Annotated in this window: 17 protein-coding genes and 2 riboswitches; of the genes, 4 read left to right on the forward strand and 13 right to left on the reverse strand. The window is 48.4% G+C overall.

What is annotated here, in order from left to right:
* Positions 1-80: 80 nt before the first annotated feature.
* Together JO375_RS04725 and JO375_RS04730 are read right to left on the reverse strand one after the other, a co-directional pair.
* Positions 81-506, reverse strand: coding sequence for a membrane-associated protease 1 (locus JO375_RS04725; protein WP_229523371.1), 426 nt, complete (start codon positions 504-506; stop codon positions 81-83).
* 119 nt (positions 507-625) lie between these two features.
* The gene (locus tag JO375_RS04730; protein WP_229523460.1) at positions 626-2,794 is read right to left on the reverse strand and encodes a transcriptional regulator; all 2,169 of its coding nucleotides are present in this window, start codon (positions 2,792-2,794) and stop codon (positions 626-628) included.
* 645 nt (positions 2,795-3,439) lie between these two features.
* Between JO375_RS04730 and JO375_RS04735 the strand changes: the two genes are divergently transcribed.
* Positions 3,440-5,530 (forward strand): vWA domain-containing protein, encoded by a 2,091-nt coding sequence (locus tag JO375_RS04735; RefSeq protein WP_229523372.1) that lies wholly within the window; start codon positions 3,440-3,442, stop codon positions 5,528-5,530.
* A 162-nt stretch (positions 5,531-5,692) separates the two neighbouring features.
* Here JO375_RS04735 and JO375_RS04740 read toward each other — a convergent pair whose 3' ends face one another.
* The 8 genes from JO375_RS04740 to gcvH all read right to left on the reverse strand — a co-directional run bounded on the left by JO375_RS04740 (position 5,693) and on the right by gcvH (position 16,145).
* Positions 5,693-6,604, reverse strand: coding sequence for a serine/threonine protein kinase (locus tag JO375_RS04740; protein ID WP_229523373.1), 912 nt, complete (start codon positions 6,602-6,604; stop codon positions 5,693-5,695).
* A gap of 178 nt (positions 6,605-6,782) precedes the next feature.
* Positions 6,783-8,033: an L-lactate MFS transporter gene (locus JO375_RS04745; protein WP_229523374.1), complete on the reverse strand. Its 1,251-nt coding sequence runs from the start codon at positions 8,031-8,033 to the stop codon at positions 6,783-6,785.
* 191 nt (positions 8,034-8,224) lie between these two features.
* A complete protein-coding gene (locus JO375_RS04750) occupies positions 8,225-8,989 on the reverse strand; it encodes a LytR/AlgR family response regulator transcription factor (RefSeq protein WP_229523375.1) in 765 nt (254 codons plus the stop codon).
* A complete protein-coding gene (locus JO375_RS04755; RefSeq protein ID WP_229523376.1) occupies positions 8,986-10,647 on the reverse strand; it encodes a sensor histidine kinase in 1,662 nt (553 codons plus the stop codon). The genes JO375_RS04750 and JO375_RS04755 overlap by 4 nt, the downstream gene beginning before the upstream one ends.
* A 222-nt stretch (positions 10,648-10,869) precedes the next feature.
* A complete protein-coding gene (locus JO375_RS04760) occupies positions 10,870-12,384 on the reverse strand; it encodes a methyl-accepting chemotaxis protein (RefSeq protein WP_229523377.1) in 1,515 nt (504 codons plus the stop codon).
* Positions 12,385-12,591: 207 nt separating this feature from the next.
* On the reverse strand, positions 12,592-14,745 hold the full coding sequence (gene pulA / locus JO375_RS04765) for a type I pullulanase (protein WP_229523378.1): 2,154 nt from the start codon (positions 14,743-14,745) through the stop codon (positions 12,592-12,594).
* Between the two features lie 204 nt (positions 14,746-14,949).
* Positions 14,950-15,315 (reverse strand): ATP-binding cassette domain-containing protein, encoded by a 366-nt coding sequence (locus tag JO375_RS04770; protein WP_267497666.1) that lies wholly within the window; start codon positions 15,313-15,315, stop codon positions 14,950-14,952.
* Between the two features lie 431 nt (positions 15,316-15,746).
* Positions 15,747-16,145 carry a glycine cleavage system protein GcvH gene (gene gcvH, locus JO375_RS04775; RefSeq protein WP_229523380.1) on the reverse strand — a complete coding sequence of 133 codons (399 nt, stop codon included), beginning with the start codon at positions 16,143-16,145 and terminating at the stop codon, positions 15,747-15,749.
* Between the two features lie 448 nt (positions 16,146-16,593).
* Positions 16,594-16,693, forward strand: a riboswitch (glycine riboswitch).
* A riboswitch (glycine riboswitch) is annotated at positions 16,694-16,789 on the forward strand.
* 79 nt (positions 16,790-16,868) lie between these two features.
* Between gcvH and gcvT the strand changes: the two genes are divergently transcribed.
* The 3 genes from gcvT (at position 16,869) to gcvPB (ending at position 20,895) form a co-directional block, all read left to right on the forward strand.
* Positions 16,869-17,969 carry a glycine cleavage system aminomethyltransferase GcvT gene (gene gcvT, locus JO375_RS04780; protein WP_229523381.1) on the forward strand — a complete coding sequence of 367 codons (1,101 nt, stop codon included), beginning with the start codon at positions 16,869-16,871 and terminating at the stop codon, positions 17,967-17,969.
* A 77-nt stretch (positions 17,970-18,046) separates the two neighbouring features.
* The gene (gene gcvPA, locus JO375_RS04785; RefSeq protein WP_229523382.1) at positions 18,047-19,402 is read left to right on the forward strand and encodes an aminomethyl-transferring glycine dehydrogenase subunit GcvPA; all 1,356 of its coding nucleotides are present in this window, start codon (positions 18,047-18,049) and stop codon (positions 19,400-19,402) included.
* On the forward strand, positions 19,399-20,895 hold the full coding sequence (gcvPB, locus tag JO375_RS04790) for an aminomethyl-transferring glycine dehydrogenase subunit GcvPB (RefSeq protein WP_322098695.1): 1,497 nt from the start codon (positions 19,399-19,401) through the stop codon (positions 20,893-20,895). The genes gcvPA and gcvPB overlap by 4 nt, the downstream gene beginning before the upstream one ends.
* Before the next feature lie 108 nt (positions 20,896-21,003).
* Here gcvPB and ptsP read toward each other — a convergent pair whose 3' ends face one another.
* The 3 genes from ptsP to ptsG all read right to left on the reverse strand — a co-directional run bounded on the left by ptsP (position 21,004) and on the right by ptsG (position 25,155).
* The gene (ptsP, locus tag JO375_RS04795; RefSeq protein ID WP_229523383.1) at positions 21,004-22,716 is read right to left on the reverse strand and encodes a phosphoenolpyruvate--protein phosphotransferase; all 1,713 of its coding nucleotides are present in this window, start codon (positions 22,714-22,716) and stop codon (positions 21,004-21,006) included.
* On the reverse strand, positions 22,709-22,984 hold the full coding sequence (locus tag JO375_RS04800; protein WP_007431597.1) for an HPr family phosphocarrier protein: 276 nt from the start codon (positions 22,982-22,984) through the stop codon (positions 22,709-22,711). The genes ptsP and JO375_RS04800 overlap by 8 nt, the downstream gene beginning before the upstream one ends.
* A 125-nt stretch (positions 22,985-23,109) precedes the next feature.
* A complete protein-coding gene (gene ptsG, locus JO375_RS04805; RefSeq protein ID WP_229523384.1) occupies positions 23,110-25,155 on the reverse strand; it encodes a glucose-specific PTS transporter subunit IIBC in 2,046 nt (681 codons plus the stop codon).
* Between the last annotated feature and the right edge of the window lie 114 nt (positions 25,156-25,269).

Genomic DNA, 25,269 nt, shown 5'->3' on the forward strand with positions numbered 1-25,269 from the left:
CTCTTAATATTTATCCACCCTGCGTTTTAAGCGCGGGGCGAGTGTGTGATCAAGCTACGCCTGACGTTAAGCGATCAAACTTAAACCGGATATCCGCCGTCGATCGTAGCCAGTTCGGTTTTGTCTTTCTTTTGTTTGATGTAGAGTGTAAACCCACCCACACCTTCTGTGTCGCCGAAGTGCTCTGTGTAGTCAACAACGAACGCGTTCGGGAAGTAGATTTTACGCACCACTTGATCAGCTGCGATAACTTCCAGTGTTACTTTGCGGTAGCTGTCTGCTTTTTCAGCAGGAACGAGGGACCACAAAGCCAGTTTCAGCGTGTCATCCGCGCTGTCACCGTCTACGGCTGTGATGATTTTACCAGTGATGCGCAGCGTGGAGCCTACATCTGTGGAGCGTGCATTGGAGTCGTCTGGTGTATCGGTGTCGTAAATAACCGTTTGGATGTTATCCAAGCCCAGCTCGATTGTTTCTTGTCCTTCTACTTTCAGTTTGAATCCCATGTGTGTTGCCTCCTTGAATTGGGGTAATATGATAGCGGGAGAAGCAGAGCTTCTCCGCAATTTATGTGTAAAGGCGGTTCTGGATAGAAACGCCTCTAACATCTTTCGCAGCGCTCGGATCATGCTTTGACCGAGCTGGTTCCTTTAGTAATCATGACTTCCAGGTTCTTCACATTGCCGTTGAAGACCAGATCGATATGGCACATATTGCTTTTCTCATCAATGATGAAACTCATATCGTCCCCGTCCTGAATGATCGAGTTAACAGATCCTCTGCTGCCCAGCCACTTGCTCTTCTGGCTGCTCGGATTGTTACTGAAGAAGCGGACGATATTTTCGTGCTTGAAGTCCCCTGTCTGGTAACGCAAAATACGTTCAATGTACGTGCTAACCAGCGTCTTGTAGATGGAGTCAAAGCCATCTTCGGACATCGCCATGCTTCTCGCCTTGTAGACGGTAATCCGGCGGATATCCTTTTCCTGGAGCTGAGCATTCTCTGACGAGAATACAAAACCGAAGTTTTTGCGGTTAATGGCATCCTTGATCGTGTTGGTGAAACCGGTGATTTCCTTGGCCATCGTCGTCACTGTGCGCAGACTGTTGTCTCCCGCTTCGATGTCGAAGCGTACGCCAGGGTAGTTTTTGTTGACCGTTTTGAAGGTCTCACGCAGATACTCCGGACATTGATAAGCAGCGACCAAACCAGCGGCAACGTAGGCTGCCCCCACATAAACGCCCTCGATCCACAGTTTGAGAATATCCTCTTTTTCCTTGGAGAGCTGTACACCGCTTTCAGTTTGCAGCATTTTGCTGTCGATAATGACACCCGATTTATCCTTTGGAATAATCGTAAAGTTCGGTACACAAGGAATCGCAAATTCGCTGTATTCTCGGCGAACGAGAGTGGAGCACTTGTCGATATATTTGTCAATTCCAGCTGTCGCCATGCTGTTGAAGGTTGTTTCTTCACCGGATTCAAAATTAAAGAACATTTGAATTTTGTAATCCTTCACGACCTGCAGCAGCATCGAAAGAGATTCCATGGAATTTCCACCCTGCTTAACCACCTTCTCGTTGCCCTTGAAGCGTTCTCGTGTAACCTTAACCTTACCGGCCGCTTCCAGCTCAATAGATGGGACGATACCAAACCAGATCGTGTCGCTGAATTCATTTTTAGCATTGACCGTGTTCAGGTACGTTTCCAGACGCGGGATGTTGCTGCTTTTTACCAGCATGTCCAGCTTGTTGTTGGCCACCAGCATTGTCGGCAGCATTCCCTTGCTCTTTGTTGCATATTGATCAAAGAACATTTTCACACCAAGGATTTTTTCCACAAGCGGCTTGACAGCCTTTACGAAATCGTCCTTCGCATTTTTATAGAACTCCAGATACGTGTTGTAGTTCTGCACTTCAACTGCTGTATCCACTTTAGTCTGAACAGCTGGCAGCGGCACAAATGTACGAACCACCAAATCCTTCACATAATCGGAAGGCGTATCTGTGATGGAGTTATAATCTTGCTCGAACACCTGAGACAGATCGCCGGTGCTATTTTCATCCAGCAGCATCAGCTCGGTGCCTTCGCTCTTCGGCGCTTCGATAATTTTCAATTCGCCGCTTTCTCCAATAGAAAGCATCCCCACCTGGATCAGCTCACCGGAGTTCTCCTCTTGAGCGCCACCTAGCAGAAGACGGGTTTTAATATCCTCAATTGCCAGTGGCAGCATAGCCATCACATTGTTGTAGTTCTGGCTCGCTTCCTCAAACATGGCATTCAGCTTGTCGCCCATGTCGAGTTTCTTTGGATCGCCATCATCCAGCTTCTCGTATTCACCGTACATATAATGAATCTCTTTGCGGACCTGGCGAATATCATCCATAACCTTTTTCGGAGAAATCATATCCAGCAGATTTTCAAACTTGAAATCCACATTGGTGATGCCTTGACTGCGCTTGGTATCAATGAGCGTAAACAACATTTTCAGAAAATCATTGCTTTGATTAATACGAATTTCAGAAATGCTGTCCTCATCGATCCCCTCCGGCTTTTTAAGGGTATAGACCACTTTTTGGTTAGCCGCATTAAAAAACGAATACACGGTCGGTGAAAACTTGTCCAAAAATTCATCAAAGCTGCGCACCAGAAGGTGCTCATTAATTTCCTTGATCTTCTCGTCACTCAAGCTGTCAATACCTTTTACATCACCTACTATGGTGATCAGGTCCAGCTTTTCCGGGTTAATTTCTTCAAAAAGCATGGTCCGGTTCGTTTGATAAATGATTTCCATCGCTGTCGGCAAACGAATAAAAGATGAGTATAGGTCCATGCTCCATGTACGGACACAGGGTGTCCAATTAAGAGTAGACGGCTGCTCATTATTAGTTCATTTGCCTCCTCCCCCCTACATAACATTCAGATTGGCTAAAGGATTCGGCTTATACCGTATTCACGGCACAGGCATGTAACCTCGAAAATCAGTCCGAAGCGTGATTTAACCTTGAACGGCAAAAAATTTAAATAGAGATTTAATTTAAATTTAAATTTAAAGAGTCAGATAACACAGAAATCTTAATGTATTGATTTCGCATTCCTAACTTCAATCCCAATTTTTGCCGCTGATACGAAAGCTATCATACAAAGCAATCTTTAGTTTTGTCAATTTCTGTAGCCCCAGATTTAAACAGGGTATTTTGACTCATTTTATGCGTAAATACGTAATTTTTATGATATGTTAGACCTGTTTCTACAGGGAAATATTCACAAATTATACTTTGTTGCCGATAGAAACCCAATTAGATATTTTTAATAAGCGTAAATGTATCAAATTCATGGCTAATGTGAGGTTTTGCAGCGATTTTGATCCTTTATCCCTTCTATCCCAAGGATTAGGAGAGCCAGAACACCCGCATCGGCCTCGTCGATGGAGGAGCTTATGTTTAGAACAAGGAAACTAGGGATCATCATTTTTATGACTTTCGCACTATTTTTTCAAACAGGCTTATATGGGGGCATTTTCACTGTAAATCAGGCGAATGCAGCATCTTCGGGGACTGCTCCGATTGAAGGTTATGATGCTGTTTTTGTACTGGATACCAGTTATTCTATGAGGGACACCGATCCCGAGGGCATTGCCGCCGAAGTGATCAATATGTTTATGGATCTGAGTGATGCAGACCGTACACGCGTCGGCTTCGTCGCCTACAATCATCACATCGTCGCTTCCAAATCGCTGACCTCGATTGCCGTAGCTGCGCAAAAATCGCAAATTCAGCAGGAAATCAGAACGCTAAACCGTTCCGGTTATACCGATCTGGGGCTTGGATTGCGCAAGGGCTCGGAATTGCTTGCAGCCGGAGCATCCAAGGGACGTCAGCCTTTTATGATCCTGCTGTCCGATGGTGAGACAGACTTTGGCGCCTCCTCCGGTTCCCGAACGAAGGGGGATTCCAGCAACGATGTCGCTTCTGTCATCCAATCTGCAAAGACCAGGGGATATCCGGTGTATACCATCGGTCTGAATCATGACGGTACGGTGAATCGGCAAGAGCTGGAGCGGATTGCTTCTCAAACGGGGGGAGCTTCTTTTATTACAAGTAGTGCCGAGGATCTGCCTGAGATTTTGAACCGTATTTTCGCCAGTCAAATTCGTTCCAAGCTCGTGCCGGTTGCTGCCATTACGACCACGGGCGCGATGCAGGAATTAACAGTCAACCTGCCAGACTCCAGTATGGAGGAGGCAAATTTGGTGCTTTTGTCCGATCATCCTCTTCAGGAAACACAGCTGTATGCCAACTCGGAAAATGTGCGCAGGTACAAGTCGAGCCGCTATGCGATTTTCAAAATTGAGCATCCTCAGGCAGGCAAGCTAAAGTTGAAGCTGCGGGGTATACGCGGAGATTTGGTCAAAATCAATTTGCTCGGCAGCTATCGGCTGGAAGCCGAAGCTGCCATGGGAGGGAAAGAGGGAGCAGCAGCCCCCGGCAACAAGCCGGTGCAACTGCTGAAGGGTCAAGCCATACCGTTTCAGGCCCAGCTCCTGTTGCCGGACGGCGGGCGGCTGACAGATGAAGCCGTATATACGTCTCTCCAGGCTCATATTATTATTACTCCTGCACGGGGTGGCATAGTCAAAAAGGTGCCAATGACCTATAAGGATGGAGCTTTCCATACCGAATATGCGTTCCCGCAAACAGGGGATTATACGTGGCAGCTATCGCTGGACAGCCCGCAATGGTACCGTAAGGGAAGTGTACATAAGGTTCACGCAGCCAATGCAGCACCGCAGGTCTTAAAAGACCTGACCATTCGTCTGATGAAAGAAGACGGTGATGCCCGCCGAAATTTATCGGATTTTTTCGCCGATCCGAATCATGACAAGCTGACCTACAAGCTGAATGCAGGAGCCGCTGGCGAGGCGGCCAGCGCTCAGATCAACGGTGGCGAGCTGCTGTTATCCGAGCTTCATACGGGTGACTCCGAGTTGAAGATTACCGCTACCGATCCGGAAGGAGCATCCAGCAGTGCTACGCTGAACGTTTCCGTGCAGTCCCGGTATACCGTCATAAAATGGACGGTCGCTATCAGTATCGTGGCGGCGGCGCTTCTGTACTGGTTTTTGCGGCCCAAACCGCAGTTTGCAGGCAGACTCGAAGGATATTTCCTCGCCACGGCCAGTGGACAGGAGATTCCGGTAAAATCCTGGCCGCTTACCTCCTTCCCGGGCCGAAAGGTTAGCTTGCAGGAATTGTTCCGTACGCTGGACGTTCATGAACCGCTGCCAGAAGCAGAGCGAATCCTGTTTTTCGCAGGTAAAAAGGGCAGTCTGGTTGTCAAACATGATACACGCTGCGCCCTGCAGCACGGAAAAGTCAGAATGACTCGCAATAAAAAAGCGGTAATGGAGTACGGTGACAAGCTGTACATCACGTTCGAGGACGGTGTAACTGAAGTCGAGCTGCGCTACAAAGCGATTAAGCCCAATACCTCCGTATACACCGACCATATTCAAGCTCCGGCAGGATAACTTCATTGTCGAGCAAATAATAAGAGAAACGTTTGTCGGCGTACTTTCACGGATGTCAGACCGCGCTTAGGGGAAGTTTTGCTTGCGATGATAGAATGGCTCAGCTCCGCTGAAAATTAATAGTTTCTATAATCTAAAAAAGGGAGGCTCCCACTCTTACGGTTAACGAACCGTAAGGGTGGAGTGCTTCCCTTTTTTTATCCAATATTCCGCACGCAGTGCTGCCTTGAACCATCTGAGCGAGCGGCAGCGCTTGTTCGCCTGTACCTCCAGACCGCGCCGAATGACATACGGCAGCAGGGAAAGCCCTGCATTTTCGATCCGAATCCGGTCAGTCCGATCTGCAAACAGTCTGCCCGGCACATCCGGTGGAGGTGACCCTTTTCGGCAATAATAGAGCGTGGCGGCCAAGCTATAGATATCCGATACAGGCCCCTGCTGCGAGCGGTTAGAATAGAACTCCAGCGGAGAGTAGCCTGCCGTCGTGAAGATCGGATGCTCTTTGCCTTCAAAATGTACAGCCGAGCCGAAATCAAGCAGCTTGGTACACCCGTTTTCCCCAATCATAATATTACCAGGCTTAATATCCCGATGAATAATACCCTTGTCGTGAATGTACTCTATGGCATCAATTAAAGACAACAGTCCATGGCACAAAAAGGCAGGATCGGACATGAGCCCAGACCCTTCTTTCATCACCCTGTCCAGCGTCTTGCCTGCACAATATTCCATCACCAGATAAGCGGTTCCATTTTCCTCAAAATGATCTATATAACCAACGATCCCCGGGTGACTCAGCTCCTTGAGCATTTGCCCTTCACGTAAAAAATAATGCATAAACTCCATATATTTGGATTGCATAGACGCACCGCAGGTTACTGTTTTTCGGTCCGATCCCCGCAATGCCAATGCACTCGGAAAAAACTCCTTCACAATGACCTTTTCCCGATTATCCAACAGCCTTGCCGTATACACGATGGCCAGCTCACTGCGGGACAAGGCGCTCCGAATTTGATATGTATTTCGCAGCTTCGTATTGCGAGCAAGCAGATTGCCACTTGTATTTACGATCATGACTCGTCCTCCTGTCAGGTTCTTCGCTTATATCTTTGTATATATCGGCTTATTCCACTTCTTTTTATTATACTGTAAAAAAGATTGATGGAAAAACAAATAGCCTGCCAGCATTTCCCATATAGGAATGATGACAGGTCTTTTGGCATTCATCTGGTCCTTTTTTCTCAGGGCCTGTTTAACCCAGTTTTGTTTCAGGCTTTATGCTGCGTACGGAAAGGTTATGTTTTTTCCGTTGACTCCGCGAATTGCCTTGACCCGGCGTACGGATCGTAAGCGCAATCAGGAACGATACAACACACAGCACGGCAATGGTAGTGAAGGTCGGAATAAAGCCGCCGAGCAAGGCTGCGATAAAAGATCCCGCCAGTGCACCAAGCCCAAAGCCCTGATACACGATACCATAGTTTTTGCTTTGATTTTTCAGTCCAAAGAAATCAGCTACGATGGCCGGAAAGACGGTAATGTTGCCGCCGAAGCAGAAGGCGATTCCTGCTACGCAGGCAAAGAACAAACCATAGTTCAGAGGTACCAGACTAAGCACCGTAACCGCTGCCGCTGTTGCCAGCAATGCACCCGCTACCACTTTCAGACGGCCCACCTTATCTGATAGTGCACCTAAAATAATCCGGCCTGCTGTGTTGAAAATAGCGACCATAGCGACCGCATTGGCGGCTGTAGCCACATCCAGGCCCGCCATCCGTACGCCGATATCCTTAACGACCCCAATCAGGTACAAACCACTCATACAAGCGGTGAAGAACATCACGAACAGCAGATAGGCCTGCTTGGTGCGCAGCATCTCTTTCACGGTGTAGTCCCGCTGCGGCATGTCCGCGTTTTGTGTTGAAGGATTGCTCACGACTACCGCCTCCCGCACCAGGAAAGAACCAACTGCGATCATGATGAGCACGATAATCCCCCAAACAAGAAATGCCTGTGATACACCAACGGACTGAATCAGCGAACCGTTAATATATTTGAAAATAAGACTGCCTGTTCCATATGCCCCAACCGAAATACCGGAAATAAGTCCTTTTTTCTCAGGGAACCATTTGATCAGATTCGACAATGATGTTATATAGGCCGTACCGTCCGCAAAGCCTACGACAACCCCCGCCAAAATGTACAGCAGAGACAAGGAGGTTACCTGCGAACTGAGCATTAACCCTGCGCCTAGCAGGACACCCGCACCTAAAATCAGACGGCGCAGCCCCCATTTATCCTGCAGCTTGCCTGCAAATAATGTAGCAATCGCCAGCGCAAAGCTGGTAATCGAAAATGTAATGGCGACCGAGCTGAGATTCCAGCCAAAGCGGTCCACCAGCGGTTGATTAAACAAACTCCAGGTATAAATCGTTCCTAGTCCCATCTGGACAATGATCGTTCCCAGCACGACCAGCAGTCGGTTTCCGCTGTTTGTTTTCATAGCAATCTCCTCTTTCATTCCGGCTCTATAGCATCCAGTTGTTGTTATGATGACCGGGAATCCGGTATACACCTGCATCTTTGAAGGAGCAAGTCTATTCAGGATTCTCTCTACATGGAACATTATAACGTCGTATTTCAGCCAGAATTCATTTGAGGAATGAAATGCACATATAGCGGAATGAAATGCCTTTATATTCGCATAATTTGCCGAAATTCCTTGGCTTTGCTGCGGCTTACCGGAATCTCCACGTCCAGACCGCGCAATCGCAGGAGATACGTATGATTGAACCAGGGCACAATTTCACGAATCTGCGACAGGTTCACCGTGTAGGAACGGTGACAACGGAAAAAATCATGCTGCGGCAAGCGCGCATGAAATTCCGAAATGCTCATCGGCATCGTATATTCCTCATTTTTTGTAAATACACGGGTTACCTTTTCCTGCGCACAGGCATAGTAAATATCGTTCGCATCGGTCACGATGATTTTGTCGTTTTTCAACAGGTTGATGCGGCTTGAAGCGTTGACCGTGCTTGGATCGGCAGCTCGAGGCTGTGTGAGCAGGGTCGTATCCTGTAACTGGGCATTCCGCTGCTCATAGGCCTGTTCCAGCTTGCGCAGCATGGCGGCAATCCGTTTTTCATCATAGGGCTTGAGAATGTAGTCGAATGCCTCCAGTTCAAAAGCCTGTGCCGCGTGCTCTTTATAGGCGGTCGTAAAAATAATATAAGGCTTCCTGGCAAATTTGCTAATATTCTGAGCCAGCAGCATCCCGTCCAGCGAAGGAATGTTAATGTCGAGAAAGATGGCGTCCGTCTCCTGCTCCTGCAAAAACCGGAATACATCCAATCCGTCCTCGAAGCTATTCGTCACCTCAATGCTGCTGTGGGTCTCAATAAGATACTCCAGCTCTTCGCGTGCCGGAATTTCGTCCTCTACAATGATGGCCTTCATGACTTCTCCTTTGGTATGTCAAAATAAACTTCGGTGCCCGGCTCATGCTTGAGAATAACAACTCCTTCACCGTACATGAGCTTGAGTCGCCTATGAACATTATATAAACCTATTTGTTTGGCCGGAACACGATCATGATACAGATTATCTACAACCTCGTCGCGTATACCCACCCCGGTATCTGCCACGGAAATCCGTACCTTTTCCCCCCGATCCTGTACAGAAATCGTCACTGTACCTGGCCCCTTTTTTTTCAGTATTCCGTGATTAATCGCATTTTCAACCAGCGGCTGGATAATCAGGCTTGGAATACGTACAGACACCTCATCCATCACATATTCCACCTGAAGCCGATTGCCAAAGCGCGCTTTTTCAATTTCCACATAATCGGACACCTGCTGCAGCTCCTTGTGGATTTCGATCAGCTCGTCGTTGAGCTCCAGATTATAGCGTAGATAGCCTGACAAATTAATGATCAGCTCGCGCGCCTTATCCGGCTTGGTGCGTGTCGTGGAGGCGATCGCGTTCAGCGCATTGAACAGAAAGTGGGGGTTGATTTTCGTCTGCAATGCCTTCAATTCTGCTTTGTTCGCTGCCTCCTTAATTTGCTCTACACGCGACACTTCCATCAACGTGGAAATGATTTGAGACAGGCCGATCGCCATCGTCTGCAGCGGATAGGTGATTTTATATGCTTTGCGGTAGTAAATTTTCAGCGTTCCGGTTACCTCGCCCCGCTCCTCCAGCGGAATAATAAGCAGGGATTGGATCTGGGGCGTTTTGTCATCGGCAATATGATTGCGAATGGTGATTTTACCGCTTCGAATCGTCGCTTTGGTTACATCGCTAATAATCTCGTCACCGATGTGATAACGTTCCTCACCAAAGCCGACATAGGCCAGTACATTTCGAATATCGGTAATCGCAACGGCGTCGGCTTTGATATCCTCCTTGATAATTGAACAAATGGTACGCAGGGATTCCGCATTAATGGAGCGGAAATAAGGCAGCGTCTTATTGGCAATATCCAGTGCCAGCTTGGCCTGTCTGGCTGCGATATTTTCCTTTTCCCCCTCAACGCTTTGAATTAACAGGACGATGAGACCGATACTGACTTCCCCGATAATCATCGGCAGCCCAATCTTGGACACAATGTCCAGTCCCAGCTCGTACGGTTGCGCCATCAGCAGAATCAGCAGCATCGTTAACGCTTCACAAATCATTCCTGCGGCAATACCCACCAGCCATCGCTTGGAACGATCAACGCGGCGGCCAATGTAGCCTGACACCACACCAGCCAAAATACTGGTAATCAGACATGGAATGGAGGTCACTCCCCCGATATCAATCAGATAACGATGGATCCCCGATATAATCCCTGTAATGATCCCCACCCACGGTCCGAACAAAATACCGCCCGACATAATGGCAATGATACGAACATTAACCAGCGAGCCTTCAACCTCAATCCCGGTGTACGTGCCGAACAATGCAAACATACAAAATATCATCGTTAACAGTGTCAGCTCACCTGGAGAATGGCTGCGCTTTTGCAGTGTTTCCTTAAACTGTGGGACACGGGTAATAAAAAATAAACAAATCAGCAACAGCGCTGCGCGCTCAAACAGCTGCATCAGCATTTCCAACAAGGCGTTCACATGCGTTCCTCCCACATAAAATACCATTCAGCAAGCCTTCTTTTCCTATTCGGCTATTCAGATATTTCAATATGAATCATGCCATTTGGGGCATGGATGCTTGCTTTCCGTCGCCCTCTAATCAACATTTAAACTGCCACAAATTATACCACCATCTTCCAAGTAAATATAGCAAAACCGGGGAATACCGCTTGATCACGATACCCCCCGGCTTATTTAGCCCTATGATGCTGTTGTTCGGTTATTTGCTTTTGCCGCTCCGGTAGGGCTACCGTTCTCATTCCGTACCTCTACCAGCTCTTTCAACTGCACAATCAGCGCCTCCAGCTCAGTAAATCCACCCACCATGTTGGAGGTTATGCTTCGTTGCTCCTCTACCCCGGCCAAAATTTGCTCTGAAGCTGCACTTGCTTGTTCCGTTAGACTTGCAAATTCAGTCATCTCTTGAACGACCTGGGATGAAAATTGCTGCATACTATTCGTGCTGGCTTCCACATCCACAGCCTGCAGCAGCACTTTATTGGCATTTTGCAGGATATCCTCCAGTACAACTTCGGTGGAATGTGCCGACTCCATACTTTGCTGCAATCGTTGCTGCCCAATTTCAAATTGACTTACGACAGAATCCATCTGTGTTCTCAATTGGGTCAAAATACCTTCCATCGCTACCGAGGTATCCCCTACCATTTCAGCCAAATGACGTACCTCGCCAGCCACAATGGCGAATCCTTTGCCATGCTCTCCTGCTCTGGCAGCTTCAATAGATGCATTCAAGGACAGCAAATTAGTCTGTTTCGAAATTCGAGTAATATCGTTAAGCATGGCAGACATGTTATCACTTTGTGTTTTAAACTTATCCACTTCTTCTTTGGTATGGCTCATGACCTGACTCAAATCCGTAATTTGCGACGTTAATGCAAGCAATTGACTGCTACCTTTTCCCCCGGCATTTTTTGTATCTTCCGATAGCTGCTTCAATTCCCGGGAATGATCGGCTACATAACGAACATGCTGGTCAGATTTGGACAAATTATCCGTTATCTCCGTGATATTCGAAGCTTGCATTTCTACCCCTTTGGCAACCTCCTGAAAACCGAGGGCCACTTCATTCGTCACACTCCCCGTAGCATCCACCTGATTTCTAAATCGTTCAGTAAAGCTGTACAATCCGGCCACCGCTTGTCTAACCTGATCCAGCAGAAACTCAATATGCTGTCTCGAATCACTAATAGCCTGATTTTGCTCCTCACTTTTCTGAAACTGCTTTTGATTCAGCACGGATACTACTAACAGCAGTGAACCAATTAATGCAGCAAGAAAAAACTCATTAACATAGCGTAGCGATCCGACAGAAGGAAGAATCGCAGGCGTACCGATTGTAATTTGCACAAAAATATTAATTATGTTTATGCTTATAGCCACCAGGAAATAACGGTAAGGCGGGTACAGCAAAAGCAAGGAGGACATTAAGATCGTAAAACTCACATCCACACTCGACAAGCTATACTCTACACATCTAAATACAATGGAAACCGTAATAATCCACGGAATTACACGGATTGCTTTCTTTCTCACATTCAGCACCGTCAGAGATACAATGATAACTAATCCTATAACACTAGGTACCAGCATCGAAGGATCAGTTAATGCCGGGACAAATCCGCTTAAGGTCAGCACCCAAAAAATAATAATCACAAGTTTGTTTCTTTGCCACACCAATTCATTCATTCTGTCCATATTGTGTACACGCTCCCTGGATGTATAGTAGGTATTTTTATTAAGCAAAAATTGTAAAAATGTAAATACCCTACTTTAATATATCGTCAAGTCCGAACGCATATTGAATTGATGAGTGAAAGTGTATTAATGCAAAAAAATCGCCCCCCCCCTGACAGGGAGCGATTTGACGTCTATATAAGGATTATCTATTTTGGAAAACCAGCATCAGGCTTCCTTGTTTTCGGAGGTTCCTCCGGTGCCTTCCCGGATATGCTTGGCTTCCCCAGTTTCCTGATCCTGTTCCATCAAACAGGAAACCTGAGCAGATTCCTCCTGATCATGGAGTACCATCATCGACCAGCGCGAAACGGTCACACGCTGACCTGCCACTTCATACCGTGTCTCGTTTCCGGCTCCGTGTGCATCCACGACAACATGCCAGCGGTCCGATTCTGCCGGCAGCAATACCGTTTGCTCCGTATCCGAACCGTTATAAATCACCATAATATGATTCCAGGCATCGCCGTTCGCATGGTGCCTCAGCGCAAAGGCTACTACATGCCCGCTGCTCTGCAGCACTTCCATATGCTGCTCTACCAGTTCACGCTCCTCCATCCGGAAAGCCGGATGACTGCGTCGCAAAGCGATTAACCCTTTATAGTAATCAAACACCGGACGAAACCTGGCCTTATTTTCCCAGCGGATGGCATTCACTACATCCGCGCTGCGATAGCTGTTATGGTCTCCATATTTGGAGCGCAACAGCTCATCGCCTGCATGGATAAAGGGAATGCCCTGGGAGGTTAGCACCATGCCGTTCGCCAATAAGGATTTACGCACCGTTTCGTTTTCCAGCAGGTCCTGTTTAGCAAGTTCCCGGTATGGATCTGCTTCAGCAATCGCTTGTTCGGCTGTTCTCCCATCGCGCGGCTTTCCCTTCTCCCATTGCGGAAAACCACAATACTCGCGCAAATGCCGTACCGTCAAAATTTTATCCCACAGGTTGAGATTGTCATGTGCGGTTACATAATTAATGCTCTCCGAAGGCTGGGATGTAAAATCATGAATGGCCCCAAAAGCGCCCTTCAGCACCTGCTCCTCCTGGTCCCATGCCCCCGTGGCAAAGCCGCTCGCAGTACCGTCGCTATCACCTTTAATCGCAGAACGGTAGTTGTCGTTAAAAACAGCAAAGCCCTTGTCGCGCTGCGTTCCTTTTAACGTAAGCAACGGCTGCGGAGACTCTCCTCCCGTCCAGGGCTCACCATAGATGAGCAGATCGGGGCGCACCTCAGCACGCAGCTCTTGTGTAAGCTGTACTACGGTCGGTGTATCGATCAGCCCCATCAGATCAAATCGAAAGCCGTCGATATGATATTCCTCCGCCCAATAGCGCAGTGAATCCTTGATATACTTGCGAACCATCGGGCGTTCGGTTGCCACCTCATTGCCTACCCCCGAGCCATTGGAGAGCTGTCCCTGCTCATCCGTCCGGTAATAATAGCCTGGTACGACAGGCTCAAACGGTCCCTTTTCCACCGAATACGTATGGTTGTATACGACGTCCAGAATGACACCCATGCCAGCCGTATGCAGAGACTGCACCAGCTGTTTCAGTTCTCGAATACGTGTCCCCGGGTCGGCCGGATTCGATGAATACGATCCCTCCGGCACATTATAATGCTGCGGATCATATCCCCAGTTATATTTGGTTTCTGATGCGGCCAAATCATTCACCGTATGGAAATCAGCAACTGGAAGCAAATGGATATGTGTAATTCCCAGTTCCAGCAAATGATCCAGCCCGATGGAATTACCCGCCGTATCCTTCAAGCCCGAATACGTAAAGGCGGCAAACCTTCCCTGTACGTCTGAAAAGTCTTTTTCCCCTGTATTAAAATGTGGGGCCATTGAAAAATCACGCACATGCAGTTCATAGATAATGGCATCCGTGGGCCGCTCCAGCGCAGGGCCTGTGTCCTCTTTCCATCCGTCCGGGTTGGTGTGAGCCAAATCAATGATAGCCGTACGCTGTCCGTTGGCTGACACCGCTGTCGCATACGGATCGGCGGCATAATGAACGGTGCCGTCCGCCCATTCCAGCCTGTACATGTAATAGTATCTATTCCAGTCCCCTTCTAGCTCTGCGGACCATACACCCCGATTATCACAGCACATCGGAAATTCCCGGCCGCCGTCATGCTCCTGAACGATCCCGTCCTGATCATACACCCCCGCGTCGTCATACAGCACTACACGAACCTGCTCCGCAGGCGGTGCCCATACCTTAAACAGACTGCCTGCAGGTGTATAAGTCAGACCCAAATCATCGCCTTCATACGTTGGATATGTTGTGTGCTCAAGCTGCTTGAAATCAGACATTCCTGTTCACCACCCATTTCTGTACATCGGCTTTCACAGCCTCTGTTCATCCATCATTTATGATGTTTATGACTTGTCAATATACCTCAGGATTTTAGAAAATTTTCACCTAATAGGCTATCAACATAAGACAAGCTTGAAAAGTTGGATCACACGCTCACTCCATTTTATGACAAAACCATGAACAGGCTACAGCATCCGCCCTCAGGACATTCTGCGATGATCCATTTGAAAAATGTGATCGGCAATCCGCATGGTGGAGCTTCGGTGTGAAACGAGGACAATGGTTTTATCCTGCTGCTGTTCCTTTAACGATTTTAAAATAATGGCTTCGTTTAGACTGTCCAAATTGCTGGTAGGCTTATCGAGCAATAAGAGAGGCCCATCATGGACAAAAGCTCTGGCCAGTCCTAACCACTGGCGTTCACCGCCGGACAGCCTGTCCCCCAGCTCTCCGACGCGGGTATTATACCCGCGAAGCAGCAGCTTAAGCAGCGTTGACTTGTCAGGGCCGCTTTTCCCCTGAATGCCTATAATCCGGTGATGCGGTTCCTTATAAATAAATGGCATCACTACCTTTGCTCAAAATTTATACTAAATGACAGCGCTATCTCCATCAACGAAATGAAAACGTACTTTCGTCATGAACGTTGATGACAACATTTAAATTTAAATTAACGATAAGGCATAATACCCTATATAATAATTCTTCTTAATATTGGCTTGTAACCATAAAAATCAGCCGGAAATCCATAATGTCATTTGTACTGCTCTTACAAGGGGACAAGCCTTTAAATAGAAGAAAACACACGTAATTACGCCTGCTCAAAAAGACAACAAAAATAGCCGCAATGTCAAAACATTGCGACTATTTGATATAAGTACGAGCGAATAAATGACGCTCTTATTCAATTTAAAATCAGCGCAGCAATTCACAAAATTCAACACAGCAACTTACAAAATAAAGAGCGAAACCCGTAACTCGACACGAAATGACTTTATTATTGCCCATCGCCAGTTAATTTCTCGTACTCATCCGCAGACAATAGCTTGGCCAGAGCTTCCTCCACATCGTTGCCGGTCTCAACCTCGATCATCCAGCCTTTTTCGTAGGGAGACTCGTTGACCAACTCAGGCGTAGTTTCCAACGTTTCGTTCACCTTTAATACGATTCCCGTCACCGGAGCATACAAATCGGACACCGTCTTCACTGATTCAATGGTACCTACCTCCACTCCTTGTTCAATCGTTGCTCCTTCCTGAGGCAGCTCCACAAAAACAATGTCACCCAGTTGATGCTGTGCAAAATCTGTAATACCGATTCGAACCTTTCCATCCTCTATACGTTCAACCCACTCATGCTCCTCCGTGTACCAAAGCTGCTGTTTCACTTCACTCATCGTGCCTCCCGCCTCGCTTCCAAATGAAATGTAATCAACTTCTGCTCACCTAGTTTTAGACAGGTTAAGATTATGACAACAAAAACATCTATGTCAATAATACTAACAAAAATACTTCATATCACTTTAAAAAACGTGGTAAATAAAAAAATGACTAGGTGTAACAAACGCTTACATATCCTTATTTATGTATTAAATGTTTTTAAAATTGATTTTCATGACATTTTTATTGACATTTTGAATACATTTGCGTATTAATGGGTTATAGCCAATGTTTGTAGAAACGCCCCCACAACTGCAAACGCGGATGAACGCAGAGGGAGAGACTACCAGGATTCGCTGGCGCGCGGTGTAATGATCGGTTTGCCACCTGTTGGCATTCAGCGCCATCCGACGCCGTGTGCCCCTTTATGAGACAGAGGTCATGCGAATCGGATCATATTGTTATCTGTATCCATCGGGAACATACAATATTCCCAAAGGTAGCGCCGAAGGAGTAAACCTGTACGACAGGCGAATCTCTCAGGCAAAAGGACCTCTGCCGGACGCATCTCTGGAGAGCATTCGCGATGAGGCGAATCACCCAAGAGGAAACCTGGTGCACACCGGGGTAACTTTCAGGTATCAAGGACAGAGCTGAAAAAAGAGTATGGACTGCCGTCTATACGTTTTTTTCGGGCTGTCTTTTTTTGTTAGCCGATTACACCGGATAGGAGTGGAAAAATGACTAACTTGCGAAGAACATCGCTGTATTCTTCTTACGGGACACTGCCCGGAGTCCGTTGCATCGACTTTGGCGGTTGGGAGCTTCCTGTACAGTTCAGCGGCATTCAAAAGGAGCATGAAGCCGTCCGGCAGCTTGCGGGATTGTTCGATGTATCCCATATGGGCGAGTTTTTGGTTGAGGGCGGAGAAGCCCAAGCTTTTCTGCAACAGGTAACGACGAACGATGTCAGACAGTTGGAGCCGGGCCAGGCCCAATACTCGCTCCTGTGTTACCCCGATGGAGGTGTGGTTGATGACCTGCTTGTTTACTGCAAGGGAACGGAGCGCTACATGCTTGTTGTCAATGCCTCCAACATCGACAAGGATTGGGATTGGCTCATTCGCCATGCGCCTGCATCCGTTCATCTGCAAAATGTGTCTGATGACATCGCGTTGCTGGCGCTGCAAGGACCGGAAGCTGCACATATACTCGCAGCCGTGACAGATACGGACATGGCCAATCTGCCCTCCTTCCGGTTTCGTGAGAACGTGCAGCTGTTCGGAGCGAAAGCACTCGTGTCCCGTACCGGATATACGGGCGAGGATGGTTTTGAAATGTATCTGCCTGCTGCGGAAGCACCCGCTGTTTGGGAAGGATTGCTTCGCTCCGGCGAGCCGCACGGTCTCGTTCCTGCCGGACTTGGTGCCCGGGATACGCTGCGCTTTGAGGCGCGGCTGCCGCTGTACGGACAGGAGCTGTCTGCTACGATTTCACCGCTCGAAGCTGGCCTGGGCTTTTTCGTCAAGCTGGGCAAAGGTGATTTTATCGGCCGGGGAGCACTGCAACGCCAAAAAGAGCAAGGTATCCCCCGCAAGCTGGTCGGACTGGAATTGCTGGATCGCGGTATTCCGCGCGCCCATTATCCCGTATTTGCGGAAGGAAGGCACATCGGTGAGGTTACGACCGGTACCCAGTCACCAACCTTGAAGCGTAACCTGGGCCTTGCTCTGGTGGACAGCCGTTTTAGTGCCTTATTCACACCGCTGGAGGTCGAGATCCGTGGCAAAAGGCTGCGTGCCGAGGTGGTAGCGACACCTTTTTATAAACGTTCACACTGATTTAAGCTCCCTGAGTCTATCCATGATTATTCCTCATTCCAATTTCACATTGCTTTCCACGGAAGGAGCCAGGACCTATGAAGAAGCATCGCTATCTTCCCATGACCGAACTGGACCAAGCCGAAATGTTGCGTGTGGTCGGCGTATCGTCCATCGACGATTTATTCAGTGATATTCCAGAGGCCGTCCGGTATCAAGGGGAACTCCCCCTTTCTTCCCGACTTGACGAAAGAGCCTTGACCCGCCACTTATCCGAACTGGCTGGGCGCAACGTCAATACAGACACACACGCCAGCTTTCTTGGGGCGGGAATATATGATCATCATATTCCATCGGTTATCCAGCATATCACTTCACGTTCGGAATTTTACACGGCCTACACTCCCTATCAACCGGAGATCAGCCAGGGCGAACTGCAAGCCATCTTCGAGTTTCAGTCGTATATCTGCGAATTAACAGGTATGACTGTAGCCAATGCCAGCATGTACGATGGAGCGACTGCGCTGGCAGAGGCGGGGTCACTGGCCGCCTCTGCCACCCGCCGTACACAGCTTATCGTATCGCGAACCGTCCATCCGGAGGCACGTCAGGTATTGGCTGCCTATGCCCGCGGGCTCGGCCTGGACATCGTGGAAATTGGCTATTCGGACGGTGTCACGGATGTGCAGGCCTTGGCAGCGGCCGTATCTGAACAGACGGCGGCTATCTTGGTCCAAAACCCCAACTTTTTCGGAGCCGTGGAAAATGTGCAGCCGATGGCTGACCTGATCCATGCGCACAAGGGGCTTATGGTCGTCAGCGCCAATCCGCTGGCGCTTGGCTTGCTGGAAACGCCCGGTAAGCAGGGCGCAGACATTGTCGTAGGAGACGCGCAGCCGCTTGGCATCTCTTCCTCCCTCGGCGGTCCAACCTGCGGCTACTTTGCCGTTTCTCAGGCGCACATGCGCCGTATCCCCGGCCGGATTGTAGGCCAAACGACAGACCGCAATGGCAAACGCGGCTTCGTGCTGACCTTGCAGGCACGGGAGCAGCATATCCGCCGTGAAAAAGCCACGTCCAACATTTGCTCCAATCAAGCGTTGCTGGCTTTATCTGCATCTGTGTACATGTCTGTCATGGGTAGACAGGGCATCCGGGAGGTAGCCGAGCTGAATTTGCATAAAAGCCGCTATGCATTGGAACAATTGCTGAGCCTGCAGGGCGTAACCGCCTCCTTTAACGCACCTGTCTTTAACGAGTTTGCCCTTAAGCTGCCTGCCGGTACAGATATGAACAAGCTCCAGTCCGGTCTGCTTGCTGCGGGATTTATCGGCGGCTACCACCTGGGTCGGGATTATAAGGAATTGAACGGCCACATGCTGATTGCCGTGACAGAGCAGAGAACAAAAGAGGAGATTGACCAATTTGTACACACCATGGGGGGATTGCTATGACACACACCGGACAGGATCAGAAGCAAGGGCTGTTGATAGAGCATGACCAAGCACTCATTTTTGAATTGAGCCGTCCGGGCCGTGTCGCCTATTCCCTTCCCGAATGCGACGTTCCCCGGCGCCCGGTGGCAGAGCTTTTGCCGGATTATGCGCTGCGCAGCGAGCCTGCGGCGTTGCCGGAGGTATACGAAGTAGATGTTATTCGGCATTATATCGCCCTCTCCCGGCGCAATTTTGGCGTAGACAACGGATTTTATCCGCTTGGCTCCTGTACGATGAAATACAACCCAAAGGTAAACGAGGATATCGCCCGTTATGCAGGCTTCGCCAAAATTCATCCGTATCAGCCTGAGGATAGCATCCAGGGTGCCATGGAGCTGCTGCATACGCTCCAAAACGATCTGGCCGCGTTAATCGGCATGGATGCCGTCACCCTTCAGCCCGCAGCAGGCGCCCATGGCGAGTGGACCGGGCTGATGATGATCCGCTCATACCACGAAGCTCGTGGTGAGCGGCGTACCAAAGTACTCGTGCCGGATTCCTCGCACGGAACGAACCCCGCCAGCGCAACCGTTGCGGGCTTCGAAACGGTCACCCTCCCCTCCACCCCGCAGGGGCTGGTGGATCTGAACGCGCTCCGTCAAGCCGTAGGCAGCGACACCGCTGCGCTCATGCTGACCAACCCGAACACACTGGGTCTGTTCGAGAAGCAAATCGCTGACATTGCCGCGATTGTGCATGAAGCCGGAGGCCTGCTCTACTATGACGGCGCGAATTCCAACGCCATCATGGGAATTACCCGCCCCGGAGATATGGGGTTCGATGTGGTGCATCTTAATTTGCACAAAACGATGAGTACCCCGCATGGCGGAGGCGGGCCTGGTGCAGGACCCGTCGGCGTGAAGCAGCGGCTCATTCCCTATCTGCCCAAGCCGCTTGTCGTACGTGATCCGCAGGGGAGGTACCGTTGGAACCGGGAGCAGGGCGATTCGATTGGGCGGGTCAAAGCCTTTTACGGTAATTTCGGCATTCTCGTCCGAGCCTACGCCTATATCCGCAGCTATGGCCCTGACGGCTTGAAGCGGGTATCTGAATGTGCCGTGCTGAATGCGAATTATATGATGCATCGGCTGGCTCCGTATTTCGACCTCCCCTTTCCGGGACATTGCAAACACGAATTCGTGATGTCTGGTCGGAATCTGAGGAAATTTGGAGTGCGAACGCTGGATGTTGCCAAACGCTTGCTTGATTTTGGCTATCATCCGCCTACGATTTACTTTCCGCTGAATGTAGAGGAATGTATCATGATCGAGCCGACGGAAACGGAAAGCAAGGAAACGCTCGATGCTTTTATTGACACTATGATTCAAATTGCGCGAGAGGCGAAGGAGAGCCCTGAATTGGTGCTTAATGCACCATACTCCACTCCTGTCACGCGTTTGGACGAAACCACTGCTGCTCGCAAACCTGTACTGAACTGCTCGTGCAGCTAAACGCGACTTAATGTAAAGCACGCAAAAAAAGCCGGTATCTGTCAGATACCGGCTGCTGTATGTACACAGCAATTTTTTGTTAAAAAAAGATAATGTGATATCCTGCCCTTAGCCTTCAATGCTTTTAACCAATTCAACAACCTGCTCGGCTGTTTGCATGTCCAAAGCTTTTGCAGCCAGTTTCTCCATGTCCGCACGGGACAGCTTGGAGATTTGGCTGCGTGCTGGCAGAATGGAAGTTGCGCTCATGCTGAACTCATCAAGTCCAAGACCCAGCAGCAACGGAATTGCTGTTGCATCCCCTGCCATTTCGCCGCACATACCTGCCCAGCGTCCTTCACGGTGAGCTGCATCAATAACCATTTTCACCAGACGCAGAATGGATGGATTGTATGGTTGATACAAGTAAGATACCCGTTCGTTCATGCGGTCTGCTGCCATAGTGTATTGAATCAGATCGTTTGTACCGATACTGAAGAAATCTACTTCTTTAGCAAATTGGTCAGCCAATACTGCTGTAGAGGGAATTTCTACCATAATGCCGAGCTGAATGTCTTCAGATACGGTTACACCTTCGGCCTTCAGCTTTTCCTTTTCCTCCATCAAAACAGCTTTGGCTTCACGGAATTCGTTCAGCGTAGCGATCATCGGGAACATGATACGCAGGTTGCCGTGTACACTTGCCCGCAGCAAAGCACGCAGTTGAGTACGGAAAATATCCTGACGATCCAGACACAGACGAATCGCACGGAAGCCGAGGAACGGATTCATTTCTTTCGGCAGCTCCAGATAAGGAAGCTCCTTGTCGCCACCGATGTCCAGCGTACGAACGACTACCGGTTTGCCTTCCATTTTTTCCAGAACGGTTTTGTATGCTGTATACTGTACTTCTTCAGATGGAAGCTTATCGCGTCCCATATACAAGAATTCTGTACGATACAAGCCCACGCCTTCGCCACCGTTATCCAGAACACCAGTTACGTCGTTAGGCGTACCGATGTTGGCAGCCAATTCGACATGAACACCATCGACAGAAACTGTAGCTTCACCGCGCAGCTTGCGCCACTCTTCGCGCTGCTTGTCGTATGCCGCTTGTTTTGCACGGTATTCTGCAACGATCTCTTCAGAAGGATTCACGAATACGTGTCCATCTAGACCATCAACGATGATCAGATCGCCGCTTTTAGCTTGGGACAATATATTTTTGGTTCCTACAACCGCAGGAATTTCAAGAGAGCGAGCCATGATAGCCGAATGCGAAGTACGTCCGCCGATATTCGTTGCAAAACCTTTGACAAATTCACGATTCAGCTGAGCTGTGTCGGAAGGTGTCAAATCTTCTGCAAGCACAATCGTTTCTTCGGCAATTTCTGCAGGGCTGACAAAATGAACACCAAGCAGATGATTAAGCACCCGTTTGGTTACATCACGCATGTCAGACGCGCGTTCTTGCAAATATGCACTTTTCATGTTTTCAAACATGGAAATAAACTGTGTAGCTACTTCATTCAAAGCATAGTCAGCATTAAGCTGCTCGTCTTTGATTTTGGCTTTTACTGGATCGATCAATTCCGGATCATTCAGGATCAACAGGTGAGAAGCAAAAATTTCTGCTTTTTTCTCGCCCAGTTCCCTCAATGTTTTCTCCTTAATCGTTTCCAATTCGGTTTGAGATTCTGCTAAAGCCGCATCCAATCTTGCAATTTCAGCTTCAACATCACCAACTGCGCGTCTCTCTACAGCGTAATTCGGATGCTCCAAGATAAACGCCCGGGCAATGGCGATGCCTGCCGAAGCGGCAATCCCGGAGACCTTAAGCATGAATTTCGCCCAGCCCTTCATTAACGATTACATTTTCAAGAGCTTTCAAAGCTTCAGCAGCTTCAGCGCCTTCACAAATAATATTGATAGTATCACCTTGCTCCAGACCAAGTGACAGTACACCCAGGATGGATTTCAAAGTTACTTTTTTACCGTTAGCTTCAGCAAAGGATTCAGCACCGCTGAATTTGTTGGCTGTATTTACCAGCGCAGTTGCAGGACGTGCATGGATACCGTCTTCGTCTGTAATTCTAAAAGTTGTTTGCATAGAACTATTCCTCCCACTTTTCCAAAGATAATATTTGTTTACACGCAGTATGGATACGTGCAGTGAAACCGGGCAATGATCAGACGACCTAAGCCGCCTAATCATTAAACCGAAACACATAGAGCTTATTTTATCGTAATTATACCATCTTCGCCAGCCTTCAATACTCCTGTTTTGTTTAAAGTTACGGTAGAGCCTTCTGGAAGATTGGTGAAAATGACTGGTGAAATGATGGATTTAGCGTTCGCTTTCACGTATTCCAGATCTATTTTCATGATCGGCTGACCAGCTGACACAAGATCGCCTTCGTTCACTAAAACGTCAAATCCTTGTCCTTTCAGCTTCACTGTGTTCACTCCGATATGAACAAGCACTTCTTTGCCGCCATCGGATTGAATACCAACCGCATGCTTGCTTGGGAATACATTAAATACTTTACCATAAACAGGGGAGACAATCGTTCCATCATTTGGCACGACCGCAAAACCGTCTCCTGTCATACGCTCTGCAAATACCGGATCGGGAACGGTCGAAATATCAACCAGTTCGCCATTAACAGGCATCACGATATCTTCTACAACAATCGTCTGCTTTTGTGCTCCGGCTTCCTTTTCCTCTTGTGGAGCTGGTTGTGAAGGAGTAGGTGCCGGCGTGCGTCCCGCCATGATATCAGCCATTTGTGTTTTAATCGTATCGGAACGTGTACCGAAAATCGCCTGAACGTTATTGCCGACTTCAAGAACACCCGATGCGCCAAGCTGTTTCAAGCGGGCTTTGTCTACATTCGACTTCTCATTGACCTCAATCCGAAGACGTGTAATACATGCATCCAAATGCTTGATATTGGATGAACCGCCGAAAGCGGCCAAAATGTTGTGCGGAAGATCGTCACTAGCACCGGCTGCTGTACCCCCCACATTTTCAGTTACTTCTTCACGTCCTGGTGTTTTCAGGTTGAACTTGCGGATGATGAAGCGGAATCCGAAGTAGTAAATAACCGCCAAAATCAGACCGACGATGATTACATACCACCAAGGAGTACGGGTTGGAATAATCCCGAAAATCAGGAAGTCAATAAATCCGCCAGAGAACGTCATACCGATTTTGACATTCAAAAGTTGCATCGTCATAAATGACAGACCTGCAAAAATACAGTGAACTGCGAACAACAGTGGAGCCACGAACAGGAAGGAGAACTCCAGCGGCTCCGTAATACCTGTCAGGAACGAAGTCAAAGCGGCTGAACCCATAATACCTGCTACATATTTTTTGTGTTCAGGTCTTGCTTCATGGTACATCGCAAGCGCAGCGGCTGGCAGACCGAACATCATAAACGGGAATTTACCCACCTGGAACGTACTTGCCGTCAAAGTCACTCCGTCACGAAGCTGGTTAAAGAAAATTTGCTGGTCACCATGAATCGTTTGACCCGCTTTATTCACATATTCTCCGAACTCAAACCAAAACGGTGAGTACCAGATATGATGCAAACCGAATGGAATCAGCGCGCGTTCAATGACCCCAAAAATGAATGCGGCCAATGTCGGATTGGAATCAACCATGAAGTGAGATACGGCGTTCAGTCCGTGCTGTACGGGAGGCCATACAATGACCAACAGTAGTCCAATCACCAACGAGGATAATGCCGTTGCAATCGGAACGAAGCGCTTACCTGCGAAAAAGCCCAAATATGAAGGCAACTCAATTTTGAAAAAGCGGTTGTACATGGCTGCGGCTAGAATACCGATGATAATCCCGCCGAATACCCCTGTTTGAAGCGTTGGAATGCCGAGCACGTTTGCATAACCAGGAATTTTTTGGGCAATCAGACCCGGTGTGACACCAACGGCTGTCCCCAGTGTAATATTCATTACGAGGTAACCGATGATCGCAGCCAAACCGGCTACACCTTCGCCGCCTGCCAAACCAACGGCTACACCGACGGCAAACAACAGTGCCAGATTATCAAAAACGATTTGTCCGGCATTCATCATGATCGTCGCAGTTGATTGAACCCAGCCTGTATTTAATGCAGGAATGTACTGGAGAAAATCAGGGTTGACCAGCATGTTGCCGATTCCCAATAAAAGTCCCGCAGCTGGCAAAATAGCTACAGGGAGCATTAAAGCTTTACCGACACGCTGTAAAACGCCGAAAAGCTTTTTAAACATACGTCACACTTCCTTCTCTGAAAAATTAGCATACAGAAGCAAAACAACAAAAAAGGCATGAGCCGAATTAAGTAAGTTTGAATGCAACCTTGGGATATAGCTTACCCCAGTAGG

The sequence above is a fragment of the Paenibacillus farraposensis genome (assembly GCF_020736845.1).
GTDB classification, from domain to species: domain Bacteria; phylum Bacillota; class Bacilli; order Paenibacillales; family Paenibacillaceae; genus Paenibacillus; species Paenibacillus farraposensis.

Coding starts and splice junctions, on each gene's coding strand:
- JO375_RS04725 (WP_229523371.1), bottom strand. CDS start 506: ATGGGATTCAAACTGAAAGTAGAAGGACAAGAAACAATCGAGCTGGGC.
- JO375_RS04730 (WP_229523460.1), bottom strand. CDS start 2,794: ATGGAAATCATTTATCAAACGAACCGGACCATGCTTTTTGAAGAAATT.
- JO375_RS04735 (WP_229523372.1), top strand. CDS start 3,440: ATGTTTAGAACAAGGAAACTAGGGATCATCATTTTTATGACTTTCGCA.
- JO375_RS04740 (WP_229523373.1), bottom strand. CDS start 6,604: ATGATCGTAAATACAAGTGGCAATCTGCTTGCTCGCAATACGAAGCTG.
- JO375_RS04745 (WP_229523374.1), bottom strand. CDS start 8,033: ATGAAAACAAACAGCGGAAACCGACTGCTGGTCGTGCTGGGAACGATC.
- JO375_RS04750 (WP_229523375.1), bottom strand. CDS start 8,989: ATGAAGGCCATCATTGTAGAGGACGAAATTCCGGCACGCGAAGAGCTG.
- JO375_RS04760 (WP_229523377.1), bottom strand. CDS start 12,384: ATGGACAGAATGAATGAATTGGTGTGGCAAAGAAACAAACTTGTGATT.
- pulA (WP_229523378.1), bottom strand. CDS start 14,745: ATGTCTGATTTCAAGCAGCTTGAGCACACAACATATCCAACGTATGAA.
- JO375_RS04770 (WP_267497666.1), bottom strand. CDS start 15,315: ATGCCATTTATTTATAAGGAACCGCATCACCGGATTATAGGCATTCAG.
- gcvH (WP_229523380.1), bottom strand. CDS start 16,145: ATGAGTGAAGTGAAACAGCAGCTTTGGTACACGGAGGAGCATGAGTGG.
- gcvT (WP_229523381.1), top strand. CDS start 16,869: ATGACTAACTTGCGAAGAACATCGCTGTATTCTTCTTACGGGACACTG.
- gcvPA (WP_229523382.1), top strand. CDS start 18,047: ATGAAGAAGCATCGCTATCTTCCCATGACCGAACTGGACCAAGCCGAA.
- gcvPB (WP_322098695.1), top strand. CDS start 19,399: ATGACACACACCGGACAGGATCAGAAGCAAGGGCTGTTGATAGAGCAT.
- ptsP (WP_229523383.1), bottom strand. CDS start 22,716: ATGCTTAAGGTCTCCGGGATTGCCGCTTCGGCAGGCATCGCCATTGCC.
- JO375_RS04800 (WP_007431597.1), bottom strand. CDS start 22,984: ATGCAAACAACTTTTAGAATTACAGACGAAGACGGTATCCATGCACGT.
- ptsG (WP_229523384.1), bottom strand. CDS start 25,155: ATGTTTAAAAAGCTTTTCGGCGTTTTACAGCGTGTCGGTAAAGCTTTA.